The following is an 18,547-nucleotide window of genomic DNA, read 5'->3' on the forward strand; positions in this document are numbered from 1 at the left end:
TCCGAGGTCCCGTGCGGAGATTTCGGGCGGTATTTCGGCCTTAGCATGGTCTAGACCGCTCTTTTGGAAGGTTCCAACTCCCCATGCCCTTGGCTCTGCTCGCCCTGGCCGCCGCCGCGTTCTGCATCGGCACGACCGAATTCGTCACGATGGGGCTGCTGCCCCAGATCGCAGACGGGGTCGGGGTGTCCGTGCCGCAAGCGGGCAACATCGTGTCGGCCTATGCGCTCGGCGTCGTCGTCGGCGCCCCGCTGCTCACCGGGATCGGGGCGCGTATCCCGCACAAGCGGCTGCTGCTGATGCTGTGCGGGGTGTTCGTGATCGGCAACGCGGCGTCCGCGCTCGCGCCGACGTTCGGGTGGCTCTTCGCCGCGCGCGTGTTCGCGGGCCTCCCGCACGGGGCGATCTTCGGGGTCGGCGCGGTCGTCGCCGCGCGGCTCGTCGCGCCGGAGCGGGCGGCGCGGGCCGTCTCGATGATGTTCCTCGGGCTGACCATCGCCAACATCATCGGCGTCCCGGCGGGTACCGCGCTCGGGCAGGAGCTGGGCTGGCGGTTCACCTACCTCGCCGTCACCGTCCTCAGCCTCGTGGCCCTCGCAGGGCTCGCCCTGTTCATCCCGCACCAGCCGCGCGGGCCCAAGGCGGGCGTCCGGCACGAGCTGCGGGCCATGGGCAACACCCAGGTCGGGATCGGGCTGATCACGGCGGTCGTTGGATTCGGTGGGTTCTTCGCCGTCTACAGCTACCTCGTGCCCATGCTCACAAATGTGACAGGCATGTCCGACTCGTCGACCACGCTGGTCCTCGCGCTCTACGGCGTCGGCATGACGCTCGGCACACTCCTGGCGGGTCCGCTGACCGACCGGGCGCTGCGCCCGACGCTGTACGCGGGGTTCCTCCTGCTCGCGGTAGGACTCGCGGTCTTCTACTTCACGGTCCACAGCACGGTGCCCGCCCTCGTGACGGTCGTCTTCATCGGCATGATGGGCTCCTTCATCACCACGCCGCTCCAGATGCTGCTCATGACCAAGGCGAAGAACGCGCCGACCATGGCCGCGGCCTCCAACCACTCGGCGTTCAACCTCGCCAACGCGGGCGGCGCCTGGCTCGGCGGCCTCGCCATCACGGCGGGCTGGGGCTGGGCCTCGCCCGCCCTCGTCGGCTCCGGCCTCGCTCTGGCGGGCCTGGCCCTCGCGTTCGTCGGCGCGGCACTCGACCGGAACCCCGACCGCGCGGAGCCGCTTCCCGAACCCGTCACCGAAGGCGCGGCGGTGCTGGAGGCGAAGGGGTCGGCGCGGCCGTAGCCGTGCGGCCCCTCCGACGGGGTCGTCGGAGGGGCCCGAGGGCGCGAGGCCCGCTACGGGGTGATCGTGAGGGTCATTCCGGCGATGTTGGAGTACTGCGGCGGTCCGTAGGAGTCGGTGCAGCCGACCGAGAACCGCCAGGTGCCGGGGGCCGTCGGGGTGCCGCTGACGGTGCCGGTGGCCGGGTCGAGGGTCAGTCCGGTGGGCAGGGTGCCGGAGGCCACGGTCCAGTCCTTCAGGGGCGCGTCGAAGGGCCGCGTACCGCCGCTGGCGTGGATCTCGGCCCGGTAGGGCCTGCCGACGGCGCCGTACCCCAGGGGCTGCTCCGGGCCGATGTACGGGGCACCGGTCACGATTCCCCCGGCGAGCAGCATGATCGCCGAGCTCTCGGTGGCCACGACGTCGAGCAGGGCCGCGATGCCCGCCCGGTTCCGGCTCGCCGGGTCCTTGGGCAGCAGGTTCCAGCGCAGGAGCCCGAAGACTCCCGGCAGGCCCGACAGGATGATCTGCGCGGTCCCGTAGGGGTTCGTGTGGCTCTTCGCGCAGGCGGCGCCCGATGCCGCGAGGAACCCGATCGAGAGCGCGCCCACGATGAGCGGCCCGCGGGTGGCCGTGACGGCGGTCTCGCCCCCCTTCTTCTCGACCTTGCCGGTGTTGCGGAAGATCGGGGTGTCCTTCTGCCAGTCCTTCCTGCCGTTGTCGAGGAAGACGGTGCCGACCGAGAACAGCGTGTTCACCGCGGCGAACACCCACGCGATGGTCCACGCCCCGTCAGCGCCCTTCCAGTCGTTGCCGCCCACCGGGGGCAGGGAGCTGAGCGTGCCGTACAGGCCGCTGGACAGGAGCGCCGAGCTCATGCCGATGAACTGCTGGAGCTGGTAGGGCCAGTCGCCCGTCTCGTTGAAGCTGACGACCGGGACCAGGTCCGCCATCGCGTCGAAGCCGCCGCCGAACACGCCGGCGAATCCGGAGACGATCTGGAGGTTCTTGTAGAGGGCGTTGAGCTCGGCAGGGGGCATCCCGACGGTGTCGTCCGGGACGGAAAGCCACGGCGGCGGGGCGATCGGCGGGAAGAGGCCGCCGGGGAAGGGGGCCTCGTCGACGCCCATGACGAGCTTGTACGACGTGGTCGTGAAGAATCCCGCGATGAGGAAGATCAGCCCGCCGAGGGACAGGTCCTTCACGTCGGTGACCCCGGCCTGCTCCTGGATCCACCGGTAGAGGGTGTTGACGGGCCCGCCGAGGTCGAACGGTTCGTCGAGCGCCTTCTGGAGGTGCGCGCAGATGGTGGTCGCGAGCCGCACGACCGCCGCGACGACGTGGTCGGCCGCCCGCAGAGCGCCGAGGCTGAGCTGTTCGAGGATGTCGATCACCGCGACCACCGACGCCTTGGCGCCCGCGTCGGGGTCGGCGGGGTCGGTGACGCCCGCGACGATCGCCTCCAGGTCGGCGAGCACCCGGTCCGCGGTGTCCGACAGGTCGGTCTGCGCGAGGTCGACGAGGAACACGCCGAAGGCGTCGGTGATCGGGCCGGAGGCGAGCGCCTTCGAGGTCGCGGCCCGGGTGGCGGCGACGGTCTTGGGCCCCATGACCTGGGTGAGCATCCACGTCGACTGGGGGTTGTCCTTGATCTGGCCGTCGGCGAGCCCGTGCCCGGAGGGGTCGGTGACGGTGGGCGGCTGGTTGGCCGCGTCGCCGAGCGGCCGTCCCGCGTACTCCTCCTTGAGCGCCACGAGGGTGTCGGTGACCTTCTGCTCCTGGGCCGCGAACCACCCGGACGCCCGGCCGCCGTAGTACTCGATGGTGGAGGACGCATAGGACGTCAGGGTCCGCATCCCGGATTCGAGGGCGGTCTTGGTGTCCCAGATGTCCTTGAAGTCGAACAGGGACTTCAGCCAGTCGACGACCGCGGTGATGGTCTCGACGACCTCGCGGACGACCGCCTCGACGGCGCGGACCGTGGCGTCGACGGTGTCGAGGACGAACCCGACGAGCTCCACGATCTTGTCGCCGATGTAGACGAACACCGAGGTCACGGCGTGGACGGCGACGTGGTAGACCGCGATCGCGCCGTTCTTGACGCCCTCCCAGACGTCGCCCGCCCAGTCGAGGAAGTCGTCCCAGACGCCGCCGTACTGCGGGAGCGCGCGGATGGCGTCCAGGTGGGCCGCGACCTCCGCGGGTGTGGCGAACTCGGTGTAGGTGACCCGGCCGGCTCCCGCGGTGCCGCGCACGACGGGGGCCGAGCCGACGGCGAACCCGTGGATCGCCGGCGCGGCTCCGGCGCCCTGGAAGCGCCGCGAGACGAGGCCGGTGCCCGACGCCTGCTGGAAGACCTGGCCGATGCCGGTGTAGGCGTCCTTGATCGCGGGTGCGCCGTGCCTGGCCGGGTCGATGATCGGGACCCCGTCGACCTTGGCGGAGGCGAACGCCTCCTCACTGAACACGCCGCTCTGCGAGGGGAGTGTGCCGGTCCCGGCGAGGTAGTCGTGGACGGCGGCGGCGGGCTGGATGACCGCGCCGCTCTCCGGGCCGACGGTGTCCACGTGCAGGGTCGCGGGCAGGAGGCTGTCCGCGGTGGTCGCGATGGTGAGCTTGCCCTGGAGGTCGGTGGCGAGCGCGGCGCCGTGGCCGGGGCCGACGAGGTAGGAGGCGCCGTCGACCTTGATCTCGACGAGGGTGTCGGCGGAGACCGCCACGGGCAGCCCCGGCATCGGGGTGCCGCGCCCGTCGAGCACGGTGACGGAGCTGACGTAGTGGCCGACCAGGTGCGGGGCGCCGCCGGTGGGGAGGCGGACCTTGTCGCGGGTCCAGCGCGCGGCGGCGTCCTGGGTGTGCAGGGCGAACTGGTCGGAGGCGGCCTTGACCCCTTCGCGCATGACGAACTGGCTGGGCGAGGCGTCGGGGAAGGCGTCGAGCGCGAAGCGGGCGACCTTGGGCACGAGCGCGACGCAGGCGGGCACCGGCGTGCCGAGGACCGTGCCCTTCGTGTCCCGGGCGACGGCGAGCGACCAGACGGGCGCGCCGGTGGAGCTCCACGCGACCTGGTGGAGCACCTTGAGGGTGTTGGCCGGGACGCCGCCGGATCCGGCGGTCAGGCCGAAGACGTGGACCATGCCGTCGCCGTCGAGCCACGCCTCGGCCGAGTACAGGCCGAGGCCCGCGGTGTAGGTGTACCTGCCGTTCTGGGTGCCGTCCTCGTGCCAGGTGACGAGGTTGCCCGAGGCGTCCAGGTAGAGGCAGCCCAGGTCCATGCTGCCGTAGGCCCGGTAGACGCCCACGAGGTCGGTGGCCGTGCTCGCGATCGGCTTGGGCGCGGCCGCCGCCGGGGACACGCTGTTGTAGCGGGTGAGCTTGGCTCCGACGCGGGCGTAGGCGATCCAGCCGCTCATCGGGGCCGCGGGGGTCATGGTGGTCGGGGTGTGGCCGCCCGCGAGTTCGTCGAGCCGTCCGGCCTTGGTGACGGAGGCGCCGTTGTTGAGCGCGGCGAAGCGCCGACCGCCGCCGTTCTCGACGCGGATGGTCACCAGCGCGCCCGTGGCGGGGTCGGCGCCGGTGACGACCGGAGTGCGGCCGTCGTAGTACACGTGCAGGTGGCCGACGCCGGCGACCCCGGAGCCGCCGCCGAAGTCGATGGCCGCCGCGTCGGCCTGCCAGGCCCAGCCCGTCACCATGCCGTTCCGGGTCGTGGTGGGGACCAGGCGCAGGGCCTTGGGCAGGGTCGAAGGGCCGCCCGCGTAGATGGCCCACAGGGTGCGGTCCCGGGGGTGGACGACGATGACGACCTCGGTGGCGGGCGTGGTCGTGCCGGGTCCGAGGACCGGGGGACTGCCGCCAGCCGGTGGCCGTCCCGTTCTCGGCGATGTCGTCGGGATCGTCGCGCCGGAGGTAGGTGAGGCCGCCGTTCTCGTCGACGACGAGGGCCTCCTCCTTGCCGTCCTGGTAGGGGTTGGCGAACAGGGCGACCTTGCCCTTGCCCGCGCCGACCGAGACGAGGTCCGCGGCGACGGTGTCCTGCATGAGGAGGCAGGACACGCTCATCGAGCCGGGGCCTTCGAGTGTTCGCGAGGCCGGGTCGGCGAGCCCGGCACGCTCGGCGCGCCGGACGGTGCCGACGGAGGGGGAGGAAAGGGTCATGCTCATGGTGCGCCGCCTTTGCGGGTCGGGGGAACGAGACCCGGACGGGCGGGACCTCGAGCTACCGGGCCCTGCCGTCCGTCACCGAGGACGTTAGGCAGGCCGCGTTCCCCGAACGTTCCCTCGGCGAGGGCGGGCCGGCAGGCGGGTCAGAGGGTGAGCACGATCTTGCCCACGGGGTGGCCCTGCTCGAGGTGGCGGAGGGCCTCGGGGAGGGCGGCGAAGGGGTAGGTGCGGTCCAGGACCGGGGCGAGTCGGCGCTCCTCGATGAGGGTCGCCAGGAGGCGGAGGTCCGCGGTGTTGGGCTTCCATTGGACCGCCGCGACGCGTTCGCGGACGAAGGGGGACAGCAGGAACCCGCGGACCTGCTGCGCGGCGGGGCCGAGGAGGCCGCCCCGGGAGGTGATGCCGCCGACGAGGACCAGGGTGCCGCGCGGGAGCAGGAGGCGCCGGAGGGCGCGCAGGGAGCGGCCGCCCGCGATGTCGAGGACGAGGTCGTAGCGTTCCGTGCGCTCGGTGAAGTCCGTGGAGGTGTAGTCGACGGCGTCGGCGCCGAGGGAGCGGACCAGGTCGAGGCCGCGGGGGCCGCACACGCCGGTGACGTCCGCGCCGAACGCCTTGGCGAGCTGGACGGCGAACGTGCCGATGCCGCCGGAGGCGCCGATGACGAGGACGCGCTGCCCGTCCTCGATCCCGCCCACGTCGCGCAGGCCCTGGAGCGCGGTGTGCGCGGCCATGGACACCGCGGCCGCCTGCTCGAAGGACAGGTCGGCGGGCTTGACCGCGAGGGTCGCGGGGGAGGCCGCGACGGACTCGGCGAACGCGCCGAGCGGGACCTCGCCGAAGACCTCGTCGCCGGGGCGGAGCCCGGTCACCTCCTCGCCTACCCGCTCGACGACGCCCGCGACGTCGGCGCCGAGGATCAGACCGGGTCGCGGCCGCCGCAGGCCGACGCTGAGCCGCACGAGGAACGGGGCGGCGCGCAGGTGCCGCCAGTCGTAGGGGTTGACCGACGCCGCCCGCACCCGGACGAGCACCTTGTCCGGGGCGAGCGCGGGTTCGGGGAGGTCTTGGAGGGTCAGCACGTCGGGCGGGCCGTAGCGGTCCCAGGTCCAGGCCTTCATGGGTCTTCCTTCCGTCGGGGCGAAAGGACAGCCATACGAGATAAGGCTGCCATACGTCGTATGTTTGCCTTATCTCGTAAGTCCGTCAAGGGCGTGCCGGGAAGATGGCGTGATCGGGACAGAAAGCGGGACGCGTCAGACGGGGTCAGGAACCGGTGCGGCGGCGATCGAGCCCGTCGAGGATCAGGTCGAGCGCGAACTCGAACTCGAATCGGTCATCGCAGAAGCCCAGGGTGCCGTCCGGGTCGTCGTGGGCGGCGAGCATCCCGGCGAGGTTCGGGAAGTGCTCGGCCATCTGCTCGGCCATCGCGGCGGAGTCCTCCGTCGCGGCCGCGCCCGGATCGAACAGCTCCTGGGCGAACCCGAGGGCGCGGCTGCCCAGCACGTGCAGCGCCCGGTGGGCCAGATCGAAGGAGAACCCGCCCGCCCGCAGGATCCCGACCACGCCGTCGTAGTAGGCGACGACCGCCGTGCTCGTCGTGGTGCGCGAGGTGAGCACCTGGGGAGCCCACCGATGGCGCAGGAAGACCTCCCGCGCGGTGAGGATCCGCGTGCGCAGCGCCCCCCGCCAGTCATCCCCCGGCGCGGGCGACCCGGCCTGCTCCACCGCCTGGAAGATCTCGCCGAGGATCACCTCGACGACCCCGTCGAGGACGGCTTCCTTGTTGGCGACATGGTGGTACAGCGACATCGCCTCGACGCCGAGCTCCTGCGCCACCCGGCGCATCGTGAGCGCGTCGAGCCCGTCCCGGTCGGCGATCGCCACCGCCGCCCGCAGCACCCGCCGCCGGCTCAGCGGGATACGGGGAGCCTCGTCGGCCTCGGCGTCAATCCACAGATCCATGCGCATCCTTTCCGCCGCACCCTATCCGCCCATGGCCCTTCCGGCGATCAGCGCGAGGCAAGACCGACCGGCGCTACCGGTCCCCGCCTCCGGGCCGTGCACCGCCTATTCCCTGGCGGCCCTGGCCCTTGGCCGATGGAGCCCAGGCCGGCCGGAGGGCGCCGGTGGTGAAGGACCAGACCGGGGAGGTGGTGCGGTGTCCGTCGGCGTCGGTGGCCTCCGCGTACCAGGTGTGGCGGGTGGCGGGGCGGAGAAGGCCCGTCGGGGCGGTGAACCGGGTGCCGGAGGGGACGTCGGCGAGTGCCGCGAGGGTCCGGGTCGTCTTGGCGGTGAGGGCGAGGTGGTCGGTGGTCACGGCGCGTTTCGGCGGGCGGAGGGTGATGTCCTCGGTGAAGTTCTCCAGGTCCTCCTGCCAGTGGTGGTCTCCGCCCGTCAGGACGGAGAAGGTCTGGTTGGTGAGCTTCTGGTGTTCGGTGTCGAAGGCCAGGGTGCGCATCCAGCCGCCGCCTGACGTCGGCACCTCCTGGTAGTCGGCCATCACCTCCACGACGGTCCGGTCGCCGAGGCGTCGGACGTTGCGCGCCGCGCCGGTGAAGTGGCCGGACAGCACGAGGGCGACGTTCTCGTTGGGCCGCACGAGCCGGTTGAAGATCCGCCTGCCCGGTCCGGAGTAGGCGCCGACGGTGTTGAGGTAGATGTGGGTGGCGATCACGACGTTGTGACCGGGGTGCGCCTTGATGATCCGGTCGGCCCAGGCGATCTCGGCGTCGTCCAGGCTCCAGTCCAGGTAGACGATCAGGTAATCGGCGCGGGGGGTGGACACCAGGTCGTAGTGCTGGACGTTGTCGTCTGCCGTGCCGCCGTACCAGGGCCTGCCCGCGTACCGGTCCGCGCCGAACAGCGCGCGGTAGGCGTCGTAGCGGCCGTCGCTCAGGTCGTGGTTGCCCGGGACGATGCCGTAGGGCAGGTCTGCCTCGTCCCACGTCCTCATGATCTGGGAGGCGCGGGCCCAGTGCTCGGCGGCGTCGGCGTCGTTGACGATGTCGCCGGTGTGCACGCCGTAGCCGATGTTCCCGCCATGCCGGTTCTCGATCGCCCAGTCCACCATCTTCTGGAACGTGTCGGGTTCCCGTTCCGAGTAGTGCTGGGTGTCGGTGATCCAGGCGAAGACCGCGTCCCGGTCGGAGATCACCGAGGCCGGGACGTTCTGGACCATGAACCTCGCCCTGCCCCGGCGCACGGTGTCGGCCACCTCGGCCTCGCCGCTCAGCGCCAGGTCGGCGCCGCCCTGCCCGTCGGCGAGCGGCTGCCAGGAGCGGGTGGCGTGGTTCCACACCGACAGGACGGCGCGCTGCCCGGCCGGGACCGTGCCGTGCCAGGTGACGGTGTGGCGCGGCGCGGCGAGGTCGCGGGGGACCGCCAGATCGAACTGCTGGAACGGGTAGGCGCGGTCGCTTTCGACGGTGGCGGTCCTGCCGTCGTCGGCGGCCAGGGCGGCGGTCTCGATGGCCTCGCCCGCCACGCGCGCCGGTGTGGGGGAGGTGGAGACACCCTCGGTCGCGGCGGCCGCGCGGTCGGTGAAGTCGCCGAGGTAGGCCCACTTGAGGGCGACGTCGACCGGGTCGCCCGCCGGGTCGGCGACGGTGACGCCGAGCGTGGCGCGGGTCGGGGAGACCTCGGTGGTCCGGTCGGCCGGGAACGGGTCACTCGGGGTGTCGGGGAAGTTCCCGAGGGTGCTGAACCGCACCGTCCGCTCGGTGGTGTTGCCGAGTGCGTCGGTCGCGGCCACGGCCAGAGTGTGCGCGCCGTCTTCGAGGTCGTCGGCGGTGAACGCGGCGCCGTCGTGGACGGTCCTGCCGTCCAGGGTCCTGGCGACGGACACCACGCGGTGCGGGTCGGTCACGGCGGCGTCGACGGTGAACGGCGTCCGGTACCGCTCGCCCGCCTCGGGGCTGCGGACGGTGACGGCGGGCCCGGTGTTGTCGACCACCACCCGGGCGGCCGCCTCGCGGGCGCCTCCCGGCCGGGACGCCGCGACGGTGTGCGGGCCGTCGGCGACCGCGGTGCTGTCCCAGCGCGCCGCGTGCTCGGTGCGCAGGTCGTCGGGGACGGTGAACGTCCAGTCCCGGTGGTAGGTCTTGACCGGGCCGTCGTCGCCGATCGCCAGTCCCGTCGCGGGGTCGAAGGCGGGATCGCGGAGCGTGCGGCCGGCGCCGAACTCCAGGCGGGCGTCGCGCACGATGAAATCATCGTTGTCACCCGCCCCGTCCGCGGTGGCCGTGGCGGTGCCGGTGCGGATCCGCAGGACGTTGCGGCCCGGCTTGAGCTTCGCGAGCGGAACGGGGATCCGGACTCGCGCGTAGTCGGTGACCGTGCCGGGCTCCGGCTCGGCGAGGAGTTCGCTGTTGAGCCAGACGCTGTCGCGGTGGCGGCCCGTCTCCAGGCCGTGGGCGTCGAAGACGAAGGCGGGATCGGCGGAGTCCCGTCGTGTGGTCTCCAGCGGGCGGCCGTCGACGCTGATCTGCACCTCTCCCGCGCCTCCCGCGACGAGCTCGCGGTCGCCGGAGACGGTGTCGCCGTCGGACAGATCGAGGGACACCGGGCCCGAGTGGTCGACGGCGACGCGGGCGCGGGCGACGCGCGCGCCGTCGGCCGAGGTCGCGACGATCTCGTAGGGGCGCTCGGCGAGTCCCGCGGTGTCCCACCCGTGGGACTGGAGACCGCGCACCTGGACGGCCGGGACGTCGATGTGCCAGTCGTGGTGACGGGGTCTACCGGCGACGTCGCCGATCGGGAACCGGGTGAAGGGCCGGTCGGCCGGGTCCTTGGCGGTGGTCCCGTCGGGGAACGTCACCTTGAGGTCCTGGACGGTGAAGTCGTCGTTGCCGCCGTCCGGGTCGTCGGTCGCCTCGGTGCTGCCCGTGCTCAGCCGGACGGTGTTGGCCCCCGCCCGGAACGCGGTCGCCGGGACCGGCACCGTCACCTTCGCGTACCCGTGCGCGCTCACCTTCGGCTCCACGGCCTTGACCCCGTTGACCCACAGGCTGTTCCGGTGGCCGTCGCCGGCGTCGAAGCCGTCCGCCTGGAAGCTCACCGCGATCTGCGGGACGACCGTGGTGACCGGGACGTCTTCGCCGTCGACGCGGAGCGAGACCGCCTGCCCGCCCCCTGCCCGGTCGGCGGCCAAGAGCTCGACCCCGCCGTCCAGGACGTCGCCGTCTTCGACCGACAGCCAGACGCCGCCCTCCGCCCTGGCCGCCGCGCCCGGCGCCCCGGCGAGCCCCAGCACGAGCACCACCGCCCCCGGCACCCGAAGCCCGCGCCGCACGACCACGGAACCTCCCCCGTCACGAGTCCGCACAGACACCGGCATACCCGCGCCGCACGCACAATGATCATTCCTCCCTCCCCTCGGCCAACGCCGCCACCCGCAGGAACGTCATCGTGCACAAGCCGGGCGGCTCCTACGAGACCGGCGCCTTCGCCACCATGGCGAGCTGACCCCGTCCCACGGCCCGTCCCGGGACCTTCGACCCCGGGACGGGCCGCCCCCCTTGTTCAGGGGGCCGGGCGGATGCGGACCATGGTGGCCGCGCGGGCGGCGCGCTCGAGGTCGGCGCGGAGGTATTCGCCGTCGGCGCCGGTGCGGACCCCGTGGTACTTCGCGTCGCGGGGCGTTCGGTGGAGGAACGTGCGCAGGGCGTCGACTGCGCTCTGGTGATCCTGGGTGACGACCTCGCCGACCCCGGTGAGGCGGCGGCCCGCGACGACCATGCGCACCGGGGCGGGGTCGCGGAGGTTCTTCCACCAGGTGCCGTCGGTGAAGCAGGTGAGGTTCTCGCCGTCGCGGCAGTAGCTCACCGGCAGCGTATAGGCGGTGCCCGTTCTGCGGCCGCTGAAGGAGAGCAGCATCGTGTTGCGGCTCATCAGGCGGTGCGCCGGCGAGCGCAGCACCGCCCGGACGATGACGTTGACAGAGCGCGGAACCGTCCTGGGCTGTGCGGCGGCCATGGGACCTCCTCCTTATTCAACATGTGTGCACTAAGCTAGGCCGCCTAGTGGACACGCGTCAACTAAGCTCGGGCCCATGGGCACACGACGACGGATGGCTCCCGAGGAGCGGCGCGCCCAGCTCCTCGACATCGGCGCCGCGATGTTCGCCGCGCAGCCCTACGACGAGGTCCTCATCGAGCGCGTCGCCGAACAGGCCCAGGTCTCCCGCGCCCTCCTGTACCGCTATTTCCCTACGAAGCGCGACTTCTTCGCCGCGATCTTCCAACGCGACAGCGACGCCCTCCTGTCCGCCGCGACCCCCGACCCCGGCCTGCCCCTGGCCGACCAGGTGGCCGCGGGGCTGGACGCCCACATCGACTACTTCGTCGACAACACCCACGCCGCCCTGGCCGTCAACCGAGGCCCCCTCTCCGGCGACCCCCTCATCCAAGGCATCATCTCCACCGAACTGGCCACCCTCCGCCGCCGCATGATCGACGCCACCGCCCTGGAGGGCCACGCTCGGGCCCTGGCCTCCACCGCCCTCCACGGCTGGCTCATGTTCGTCCGGGGCGCTTGCACCGAATGGGTCCACACCCGATCCATCACCCGCCCGGAACTCCACCGAATGTGCCTCCGCACCTTGGCGAGCGCCCTGGGCCCCGACCTCCTCGACGAACTCACCGGGAGCGCCGAAGAGAACCGCGACCGCTGACAGGGCTCAGCGAAAGGCCCGACCGGCTCCTGGAAGATCGGAGGCGAGCCGGTTCGGTCCGCTGCGGTGGGTCAGCGTCGTCCGGGGGCGGGGACGTGGACCCAGGCCATGCCCGCGGCCTGGGCGGATCGGATGCCGTTGTCGGCGTCCTCGAAGACGAGGCAGCGGGCCGGGTCGACGTTCAGTCGCTCGGCGGCCAGGAGGAAGGGGTCCGGGGCGGGCTTGGGGCGCGCGTAGTCGCCGGCGCAGACCATCGTGTCGAATCTGTCGAGGAGCCCGAGGGCGGTCAGGGAGGCCGTCACCGAGGCCCGGGTGCTGCCGGACACGACGGCGAAGGGGATGCGGCCGTGCGCGGTCTCGATGTGCTCGAGCACGTCGGGCACCGCGGCCAGTCTCGGGAGCATCTTCTCGTAGAGCTCCATATGGCGGGCGGCGACGGCCGCGACCGGCATGGCGAGTCCCCGGGCGGTGTTGAGGTCGGAGATGACGTCGGGCACCGTCCGGCCGCCCCAGGCGTAGAACAGTTCCTCGGAGAGCTCGCAGCCCCACTCCGCGAGCGTCTCCTGCCAGGCGAGGAAGTGCAGCGGCATGGAGTCCGCGATGGTCCCGTCGCAGTCGAAGAGGTAGGCGTCGAACTCACCGGGGGGCAGGCTGAGGGTCACCGGACCACCGTACTGGAGGGCGCCGGCGACGTCCGGGGCCGGGCGGAGCCAGTGGCGCAGCGTCGCTGACGGCAGCTCGCCGAAACGTTCGCGGTACTGCTGCGAGAAGCGCCCGGAGTGGAAGAAACCCCAGCGCACCGCGCGGGCAGCACCACCTCGGCCCCGGCCGCCGCGAGCCTCCCGGCGATCCCCAGCCCGATGCCGTCGCCCTTACCAGGACCACTCGATCCACTGATGACGATGGCAGGCTCGGCTCCGCCTGGACGCGGGGCCCGGGCGGGGCCCGGCCCGCCCGTCGCACTGGTTCGTCCTCGAACCCGCGAGCGCGGCGGGCGCCGACGCCCAGGCCCTGTTCGGGGAAGGGGCCGCGAGGTCGCGGTCCCTTCGCCGGGTGGGCTTACGGGGGCTCGGGAGTGGCCAGGAACTCCCGCATGCGCTGCCGGAGGTCGGGGTCGGGCTCGGCCGACGCCGCGGCGGCGATCCAGTCGCGGAGGTCGCTCGGGCGGCCCTCCGACGGCCAGGTCGTCAGCGTGCGGAAGGCGCTGTACCGGACCCGGACCACCCGGTTGCGCAAGGCGACCCGGAACAGTTCGAGGCCGGCCCAGGGGTGGTCGGCAAGCTCGGTGATGACGGACTCCAGCGCTCTGTCCGGCGCGTGCTCGGGACCGAGGCCGAGGTCGCCGGCGGGACCCCCGGCGAGCTGTTCGACGGGGAGCAGGCGCTGGGCCAGCGTGATCACCGAGGCGAGGCCGTCCTCGTCGGCGAGGTCGACCGCGCAGTGCCAGGCATAGGCGTCGAACGGTTCCCGTGCCAGGTGGCGGAGCGTCTGCGGGAGGACCGGCAGGTCCAGCCGGAGGGCGCACGCGAGGGCGACGTGGAAGCCGGACGGGCCGTCGAGGCCCGCGAGCACCGGCTCCAGCCAGCCCGGCCTGGCCAGCAGCGCCTCGTACCGGTCGATCAGGCGCGCGGGCTCCCCCTCCGGCCAGGTGAGGTCCAGGTCGGGATTCGACGCCCACCCTCTGATGACGAGCAGGGCGTCGAGCGCGCGAAGCGTCGGCTCCGTCCTCCCGACGAGTTCGGCGTAGCGGTGCAGGACGGGCACCGCCTCGGCGTAGTCGGTCAGGTCCTCGGCAGGGCCGCCGAGGGCGAGCGCCGAGAGGATGTCGCCCGCGCCGTCCAGGAGCGCCGCGTCCACCTCGGGTTCGAGGAGGGCGCCGTGGAGGTCCCCGGTCGTCGCGGCGAGATGAACGAGGTACTCGTCCATGATCTCGTTGCGGAACCCCTCGCGGAGCAGCCACCCTTTGATGTCCGGATCGGTACCGCCCTCGAGGCGCCGCACCGCGTGGATCCGTCCCCAGCCAGTGACCCGCCGGGCCAGCGTGTAGGCGACGCGGTGCCGGTCGGGCTGCGTCTTCACCAGGGCCACCACCGCGTACAGGGTGAACTCTTCGAGGGTTCCGAGCAGGAGCAGCAGATCGCGGTCGTCCTCGCCGCCGCACTCGCCGAGCATCACCAGGCCCAGCTTGACGGCGTCGCGGGCGGTGCCGTACTCGACGAGATGCCGGGCCACCGCGTGCAACCGGTCCCGGGGCAGCACCCTTCGGCGCAGCTCCGCGACGAGATCGTCCGCGAGATCGACCGCGGACTTCCCCGCGAGCACCTCTTCCAGCCGGTCCGGAGACGCCCGTGCGGCGTCCACGATCTCTTCGAGGAGATCGGCCACCTCGGCGGCCACCGCGGGTCGCGGCTCGATGCCGAAGTGATGCACCTGGACGCCGTCGCGCACCAGGCTCGACATGAGGGATCCGTCGTCGTGGGCCGGTTCATCGGGAAGCGGTGCGCCACCCTGCGGCCAGGGCCCGGGACCGTGAAGCGCGTACAGGGCAAGAGCGTGGGCCAGGATCGTGTTCCGCTCGTCGACGGAACCACGGTCCAGCTCCCACTCGCCGGGCACTACCGGCAGGGGCGCAGGACGCCCTTTCCAAGAGAGGTCATCTTCCGATCATGACACCACCCCACCGGAACCGGCAAGCCCCGCGCACCCGGGTGGGCGCGCGGGGAGGCTCAGGGAGCGGGGGCGGTGCCCTGGTGGGCGTGGGTGAGGAGGTCGGTGAGGTCGGGGGCGGTCGGGGGGCGGGGGTTGGCGTAGGGGGTGGCCAGGACTTGGGACACGATCTCCGGGATCGCGGACTCTCGGAGGCCGAGGGAGGCCAGGGAGGTGGGGGCACCGAGGGCGCGCGCCAGATCCCAGAGTGCGGTGGCCGGGTCGGGGGAGCCCAGGACTCGGGACAGGGCGGCGGTCGCATCCGGGGCGGCCGCCGCGTTGTAGGCGAGGACGTGGGGGAGGACGACGGTGTGGACCTCCGCGTGAGGGAGGTCGAAGGTGCCGCCCAGGACATGGCAGAGCTTGTGGTGGAGGGACATGGTCGTGGCGCCCAGGACCGCCCCGCACAGCCAGGCGCCGTAGAGGGCGCGGGAGCGGGCGGGCGGGTCGGCCGGGGCCTCGACGAGCCGGGGGAGCGACTCGATCAGGGCGCGGGCCCCGGCTTCGGCCATGAGGGCGACGATGGGGGAGAGATCGGGGGCGTAGAGGGCCTCCGCGGCGTGGGCCAGGGCGTTGAAGCCGCTGGTGACCGAGAGGGCGGGCGGAAGGGTCAGGGTGAGGTCGGGGTCGTAGACGACCGCGCGGGGGAGGACCGCGGGATCGCGGCCGGTGCGCTTGACGCCGTCCTCGGTGAGGCCCCAGACGGGGGTCATCTCCGAGCCCGCGTAGGTGGTGGGGACGGCGATGACGGGGAGGCCGTCGCGCAGGGCGAGGGCCTTGGCGAGGCCGATGGCCGAGCCGCCGCCGACCGCGACGCAGCCGTCCGCGCCGAGCCGGGCCGCCGCCTCGCGGGCTGCGGCGACGATCGGCGTGGGGACGTGCATCCGGGCTCCGGCGAACACCCCGGCGGCGCGCTCACCGAGCAGGTCCGCGACGCGCAGGGCGAGCTTCTCGTGTCCCGGCGTGGACACCACGAGGGCGCGGGAGAGCCCGAGCCGTCGCGCCTCGTCCGCGACGGCGGGCAGCCGCCCGGCGCCGAAGACGACGCGCATCGGCTGCGCCTCGTAGACGAACTCATCCCGCATCGGCGGCCTCCGGTTCCACGACGACCTCGTAGACGGCCTCGCGGAAGGGGACGGCCAAGCCGTACCGCGCGGCCTCCCTCTCGTCGGCCACCTCCGCGAAGTCGACGACGAGGCTCTGCTTCACCGCGAAGACCGCGTCGGACTCGATGTAGGGGCTGTCCGCCACGAAAAGGTGGGTGGTGAGCGCCTTGTGGCCTTCGGCGGCCACGATCAGGTGGACGTGGGCGGGCCGGTACGGGTGCCGCCGCGTCGCCTTGAGCAGCCCGCCGACCGGCCCGTCGGTGGGGATCGGGTAGTGGCTCGGCACGACCGTGCGGAACCACAGCCGCCCGTCCTCCCCGGTGCGGAAGAGGCCGCGCCCGTTGCCGAGCGGCTGCACGTCGGGCTGCTGGACGTCGTAGAAGCCGTCCTCGTCGCACTGCCAGACGTCGACCGACGCGCCGGGCAGCGGCCTCCCGTCGGCGGAGACGACCCGCAGGGACACCACGCACGGGGTGCCCCGCCCGAGCAGGTCGACGGACTCGCCCTCCTCCCGGGGCGGTGACTCGACGACGTGGAAGGGCCCGAGCACGGTGCTCTCGGTGCCCGTCTCCTGGCCGTTCAGGGTCTCCACCAGCATCGAGACGCCCAGGACGTCGGAGAGCAGGATGAACTCCTGCCGCTTGTCGTCGCACTTCTGACCGACCTCGGTGAGGAAGCCGATCGCGCGCTCCCACTCGGGGACCGTCACGCGGTGCTCGCGGACGTAGGCGTGCAGATGCCCGACCAGGCCCTCCAGCAGCTCCCTGAGCCGCGGATCGGGCGTCTCGGCGAAGCTCGCGGCGACGGCCGCGGTCGCGGACTCCTCGGTCAGATCCATGATCCCGCCTCGGCCTTCTCACGCGGCGCCTCGGGTGCGGCGACGCACTCGTTGCGCATCCTTCCGATGCCGTCCACCCAGGATTCCACCACGTCGCCGGGCGCGAGGAAACGCTGCGGCGAGCGCGCCGCGCCCACGCCCGAAGGGGTGCCGGTGAAGATGAGGTCGCCGGGCAGCAGCGGCACCGTCTGGGAGAGCCGGGCGACCAGCTCCGGCACCGGGAACACCAGGTCGGCGGTGCTGCCCTGCTGCACGACGTCGCCGTTGACCGAGCAGCCCAGCGCGAGCCGGTCGGGGTCGGGCAGCGCGTCGGGCGTGATCAGCCACGGGCCGAGCGGGCCGAAGGTCGGGAAGGACTTCGCGAGGCTGAACTGGGGCGACGCGCCCGCCGTCTGCATCCTGCGCTGCGAGATGTCCTGGCCGATGGTCAGGCCCGCGACGTGGTCCCAGCCGCGCTCGGCCGACACGCGGTGGGCGGCGCGGCCGATGACGACGACGACCTCGACCTCCCAGTCGCACGGCCCGTCCACCAGCTCGATCGCGCCGAACGCGCCGGTGAGGCACGACCGGTACTTGGTGAAGACGCTCGGGGCCTCCGGCAGCGGCGCCCCGATCTCCGCGGCGTGGTCGACGTAGTTCATGCCGACCGCGAAGACCTGCCGGGGGTCGGTCAGCGGCGGGCGGAGCAGGGAACGGTCCAACTCCCGGCCTCCGCGCAGTGCTCTGCCCTCGGCCCAGGCGCGGAACGCGGTCCAGTCCTCCAGGAGCGATCTCGGGTCGGGACCGAACCTGCCGTCCGACCACTCCGCGACGTCGTGGACCCGGAGGTCCTCCCCGACGACGGTCGCCCTGCCGTCCACGTTGGCGATGCGCAACAACCCTCAAACCTCTCAAGTCAGTCTCATGGCCGCGCGGACCCTCCCCGCGCGTCCCTTGCCCCGGCCCGCCGCGCGACGCGGCGCGCGCCGCTAGTGCGGGTAGCCGGTGTAACCGGGCGAGCAGCCGGGCGTCGGCGCGGTCCGGCCGCCGTCGACGGGCAGCAGCACGCCGCTGACGTAGCTCGCCGCCGGCGAGGCCAGGTAGAGCACCGCCGAGGCGTACTCCTCCGGCTCGGCGACCGGCCGCAGCGGGGTCGCCCGGCCGAGTTCCGCCACCACCGACGGGTTCAGCGGCATAGCCGACGAGCCCGCCCGTGACACCCCGTTGACCCGGATGCCTTCGCCCGCGAGCTGGGCCGCGAGCATGTGCACCAGGACGTGCACGCCGCCCTTGGAGGCGGAGTAGCTGACCACGTTCGGGTTGCCGAAGGTGCCGTCGATCGAGCCGGCGTGGACCATCGAGGCGTTCTCGGCGCGGCGCAGGTGCGGCAGGAAGGCGCGGGAGGCCGCGTAGACGCCCGTGAGGTTGATCCGGACCGTCTCGTCGAACTGCTCGATGGAGACGTCGGGGAACCTGCCGAAGTCGTTGGCGAAGTGGTGGGTGACCAGGGTGTTCACGGACTCCCAGGGCAGCTCGGCCGCGATCCGCTCGACGTCGTGCGGGTCGCGCGGGTCGTGCGTGAAGACGATCGGGTCGCCGCCCGCCGCGCGGACGGCCGCCTCGGCGGCCTCGGCCGACTCCTTGGTGGCCTGCGCGATGGCGACCTCCGCGCCGCACTGGGCGAACGCGACGGCCGAGGCGGTGACGAGGTCCTCGGGGCCGTTGATCCCGATGCCGGTGCCGAGCAGCACGACCTTGGTGCCGGTGAAGTCGAACGCCTGCTTGATGTCCATCTGTTCCT

General features: G+C 72.8%; 13 protein-coding genes. 2 read left to right on the forward strand and 11 right to left on the reverse strand.

What is annotated here, in order from left to right; all coding sequences use genetic code 11:
• Positions 1-83 precede the first annotated feature (83 nt).
• On the forward strand, positions 84-1,304 hold the full coding sequence (locus tag EDD29_RS18295) for an MFS transporter (protein ID WP_123665574.1): 1,221 nt from the start codon (positions 84-86) through the stop codon (positions 1,302-1,304).
• Positions 1,305-1,357: 53 nt separating this feature from the next.
• On the opposite strand, the gene EDD29_RS18300 is transcribed toward EDD29_RS18295, so the two are convergent.
• From EDD29_RS18300 to EDD29_RS18320, 5 genes are all read right to left on the reverse strand, one after another.
• Positions 1,358-4,978 carry an Ig domain-containing protein gene (locus EDD29_RS18300; protein WP_123665575.1) on the reverse strand — a complete coding sequence of 1,207 codons (3,621 nt, stop codon included), beginning with the start codon at positions 4,976-4,978 and terminating at the stop codon, positions 1,358-1,360.
• A gap of 612 nt (positions 4,979-5,590) precedes the next feature.
• A complete protein-coding gene (locus EDD29_RS18305) occupies positions 5,591-6,565 on the reverse strand; it encodes an NAD(P)-dependent alcohol dehydrogenase (RefSeq protein ID WP_123665576.1) in 975 nt (324 codons plus the stop codon).
• Positions 6,566-6,710: 145 nt separating this feature from the next.
• Entirely contained in the window at positions 6,711-7,409 is a 699-nt protein-coding gene (locus EDD29_RS18310; protein WP_123665577.1) for a TetR/AcrR family transcriptional regulator C-terminal domain-containing protein, read from the reverse strand.
• Between the two features lie 73 nt (positions 7,410-7,482).
• Positions 7,483-10,743 carry a metallophosphoesterase gene (locus tag EDD29_RS18315; protein ID WP_123665578.1) on the reverse strand — a complete coding sequence of 1,087 codons (3,261 nt, stop codon included), beginning with the start codon at positions 10,741-10,743 and terminating at the stop codon, positions 7,483-7,485.
• 224 nt (positions 10,744-10,967) lie between these two features.
• Complete coding sequence (locus tag EDD29_RS18320) at positions 10,968-11,420, reverse strand: nitroreductase/quinone reductase family protein (protein WP_123665579.1); 453 nt, start codon at positions 11,418-11,420, stop codon at positions 10,968-10,970.
• A gap of 76 nt (positions 11,421-11,496) precedes the next feature.
• Between EDD29_RS18320 and EDD29_RS18325 the strand changes: the two genes are divergently transcribed.
• Positions 11,497-12,117, forward strand: coding sequence for a TetR/AcrR family transcriptional regulator (locus tag EDD29_RS18325; RefSeq protein WP_123665580.1), 621 nt, complete (start codon positions 11,497-11,499; stop codon positions 12,115-12,117).
• A 71-nt stretch (positions 12,118-12,188) separates the two neighbouring features.
• Here the strand turns inward: EDD29_RS18325 and EDD29_RS18330 are convergent, their stop codons facing one another.
• The 6 genes from EDD29_RS18330 to EDD29_RS18355 all read right to left on the reverse strand — a co-directional run bounded on the left by EDD29_RS18330 (position 12,189) and on the right by EDD29_RS18355 (position 18,539).
• A complete protein-coding gene (locus EDD29_RS18330; protein WP_211359777.1) occupies positions 12,189-12,917 on the reverse strand; it encodes an HAD family hydrolase in 729 nt (242 codons plus the stop codon).
• Positions 12,918-13,176: 259 nt separating this feature from the next.
• Complete coding sequence (locus EDD29_RS18335) at positions 13,177-14,577, reverse strand: hypothetical protein (protein ID WP_148086003.1); 1,401 nt, start codon at positions 14,575-14,577, stop codon at positions 13,177-13,179.
• 266 nt (positions 14,578-14,843) lie between these two features.
• Positions 14,844-15,908 (reverse strand): maleylacetate reductase, encoded by a 1,065-nt coding sequence (locus EDD29_RS18340; RefSeq protein WP_123665582.1) that lies wholly within the window; start codon positions 15,906-15,908, stop codon positions 14,844-14,846.
• On the reverse strand, positions 15,898-16,767 hold the full coding sequence (locus tag EDD29_RS18345; protein WP_123665583.1) for a dioxygenase family protein: 870 nt from the start codon (positions 16,765-16,767) through the stop codon (positions 15,898-15,900). Before EDD29_RS18345 ends, EDD29_RS18340 begins: the two co-directional genes overlap by 11 nt.
• The gene (locus EDD29_RS18350; protein ID WP_246052836.1) at positions 16,758-17,645 is read right to left on the reverse strand and encodes a fumarylacetoacetate hydrolase family protein; all 888 of its coding nucleotides are present in this window, start codon (positions 17,643-17,645) and stop codon (positions 16,758-16,760) included. Before EDD29_RS18350 ends, EDD29_RS18345 begins: the two co-directional genes overlap by 10 nt.
• A 90-nt stretch (positions 17,646-17,735) precedes the next feature.
• Positions 17,736-18,539 carry an SDR family NAD(P)-dependent oxidoreductase gene (locus EDD29_RS18355; protein ID WP_123665585.1) on the reverse strand — a complete coding sequence of 268 codons (804 nt, stop codon included), beginning with the start codon at positions 18,537-18,539 and terminating at the stop codon, positions 17,736-17,738.
• Positions 18,540-18,547 lie beyond the last annotated feature (8 nt).

The organism is Actinocorallia herbida (genome assembly GCF_003751225.1).
In the GTDB taxonomy this organism is placed as follows: domain Bacteria; phylum Actinomycetota; class Actinomycetes; order Streptosporangiales; family Streptosporangiaceae; genus Actinocorallia; species Actinocorallia herbida.